The following is a 2,569-nucleotide window of genomic DNA, read 5'->3' as shown; positions in this document are numbered from 1 at the left end:
CTGGGGAGGCACGGCGGACGCGAGCTTTACCACGTTCACCGATCTCATCGTTTGGCGGTGGCTCTCTTGGGTGCGGTACTTATCCCGCACTGCGGACGTGAGAGGAACCGGACTGAAAAGGAAACGCAAATCGTCAATGCCGTCCACATCGAAGATCTTCAACGACCAAGCCAGCCTAGTTGATCCCCCCGCGCCAGCACCGGCCGACGCAGGAGGCTCCCAGGGCTTGTCCGCATCAATGTAAGTGAGCGTGCTGATCTCGGAGACACGGTACTGGCTGTGCCACTCATACGGCTTCTGCTTGCGCTTGATGAGCACATAGAGAAAGCCCTGACGCAGCGGCCGCAATGCGTAGGACGATTCGCTAAGCATTCCAACCTTGTAGGGGTCGGCGGCATTCACCGGCAGCGGCGGCAGCTGCTTGCGGGAGGTCTCTGCACCGCCCACCGCGCCATAGCGCAGGGGCAAAATGATGAAGCTGCGCGTGCAGGTGACCGCGGGACCCGACTTCAATTCGTTTTCGATCCACCTGCGGTTTTCCGCGCACAGTTCGAAGGTTTCTTTCCAGCTATACATAGATTTTCAATCCAGATTCGAAAAGGCGCGGGCTTTCAGCGCAACGGCGAGCGGCTTGCTTCCGTCGCGTGCGTCGTCCAAGGCTGCAAGCCAGGCGGACGCGCCACGCAACCGGTCGCCGTGCTGCGCGATCAGGGTGACGTAGTCGCTCAGGTCTGCTGGATCGTTCAAGCCATGTCCACGCGCTTCCGCCAGCAGCGTGCTAACCCGGCCGAGTCGAGTGCCGTGGCAATCCTCCGGCCCTACCCTGGCGGCTAGCGGCTCGCGCAGCTGCTCCGCGAGCTGATAACTCAGCGGATCTCCCGTCAAGGCATCCCAACATGCCTGATCCAGTCGAATCTGCGGCGCGCCGTAGTCTTGCGGCCTGCCGTCGCCCAGGAATTGCCGCCAGGCCTTCTGAGCGGGATGGGGTTCGACCACCCACCAGGCGCGAATGGGACCGAGCAGCTGTGCAATGCCCGGCAGGTCGCGCCGCGCATGCAGGATAGATAAGGCCTTTTCGGTATGGAAGCGCAACATGTACGCGCTGCCATCGGGCGCCTGGGCAATAGCCGCCTGGCTTAGATGCCCGGCCAGCGTGGCGAACGCCATGGCGCTGACCAGCCATCCGCACAGCGCATCGCCTGCCAGCTCCGTCAATCTGCAATGAAAGTCGTACTGACTTTGAAGGTCGGCATTAGGTCCGGAAGAAAAGAGCCAAGGCCCGATATCCCGAATGTTGGCAAAGCAATCCTGGCTCAACAGAGGGTGGGTCGAGTCTGGAAACTGGTCCCGGAGTTTCTGGCGCTCCTCTTCCGGCAGGCGAGCCATTTCCACGATAGCCATGAGCCGATAGGACGAGCTTTCTCGCAATTGCGCGATCAGTCCTTGCGCGAAGGGCGTCATCATCAGGCTGCTCCCCCCATCTGAATCAGGCTGCGCCCTTCCGCAATCGCCTTGAGCAGACAACCGACGCACACGGGCTCTCCCGGGTCTGGAACGCCAGCGATGGAGGTACTGTTCCCGCGTCCGGTGGGCGCGACTTTCAATGGCCCCCGCATTTGCACCGAAACCCCTTCCAGGGTGATACCCGAAGCGTCGATTCGGATGGTGCCTCCCGGCCCTTTGACGATAAAACTGTCGGCCGCCTCGGATTCGTAGACTCGGGTTGAGTAGCGGATTGCCTGACCTGCTTGAAGCGCCGAACGCCCTTCCACGGTGTGTTCCTGGTGCCCGCCAATACTCACCCAGTGATTCGCCACGGTCTTGTCCCGCCGGTGATTGCCTACCTCTTCGGTCCGGTCTTTGCCCGTCTGGATCGTGTGGTTGCGCCCCACGGTCAAAAAGTCATCCCGGCCGATGCCATGCCGCCGGTCCTGGCCGATGGTCACCTGCTCATCGTTGCCCACGGTCTCCTTACGGTCGTGGCCGATGGCGATGGTTTCGTCGTGTTCGACCTGTTCGCTGCGGTCGTGCCCGACAAACGTGGTCTCGTCGTGATTGACGTGGATGTTCTGGTCTTTCTGCGCGTGGACGTAGATTTCTTCCTGGTCGTTTTCGTCCTCGAAGCGGATTTCGTTGTAGCCCTCGCCCTTGTGGGTCTGGCTCTTGATGGTCATGCGCGTCTTGTGGCGCGGCAGTTCGTAGGGCGGCAACTGCAGGCGGTTGTAGGTGCGCCCCGTGATCACCGGCTGGTCCGGGTCGCCGTCGAAGTACGAGACGATGACCTCCTGGCCGATGCGCGGGATAGCCATGTGGCCCCAGGTGGCGCCGGCGATGTTCTGCGATACGCGGATCCAGCAGGAACTGTGCTCGTCGTTGCGGCCTTCGCGGTCCCACGGGAACTGCACACGGACCCGCCCGTATTCGTCGGTGTAGATCTCCTCATTTTTTGGGCCAACCACTATGGCGTTTTGCGGGCCGTCGATGCGCGGCCTGGGCAGCGGTTCGGCGCGCCATTCGGCGTCGTCCGGGACCAGTTCGGCTTCGTAGCGGTAGGACGTGCCCTGGCCCG

3 protein-coding genes are annotated in these 2,569 nt (G+C 62.1%); all 3 read right to left on the bottom strand.

Features of this window, described 5'->3' with window-relative positions; all coding sequences use genetic code 11:
- Positions 1-576 (bottom strand): toxin VasX (locus tag KYC_RS27920; RefSeq protein ID WP_008168932.1); only part of this gene is annotated, 576 nt, incomplete at its 3' end.
- A 6-nt stretch (positions 577-582) separates the two neighbouring features.
- Complete coding sequence (locus tag KYC_RS27915) at positions 583-1,464, bottom strand: DUF4123 domain-containing protein (protein WP_008168927.1); 882 nt, start codon at positions 1,462-1,464, stop codon at positions 583-585.
- A partial coding sequence (locus KYC_RS27910; RefSeq protein WP_008168925.1) for a type VI secretion system Vgr family protein occupies positions 1,464-2,569 on the bottom strand: 1,106 nt, incomplete at its 5' end. The genes KYC_RS27910 and KYC_RS27915, both read right to left, overlap by 1 nt.

Origin of the sequence: Achromobacter arsenitoxydans SY8 (assembly GCF_000236785.1) — a bacterium.
GTDB lineage: Bacteria > Pseudomonadota > Gammaproteobacteria > Burkholderiales > Burkholderiaceae_B > Achromobacter > Achromobacter arsenitoxydans.
Note: the sequence above shows the minus strand (reverse complement) of the source record. Positions and strands in the feature narration are given on the sequence as shown.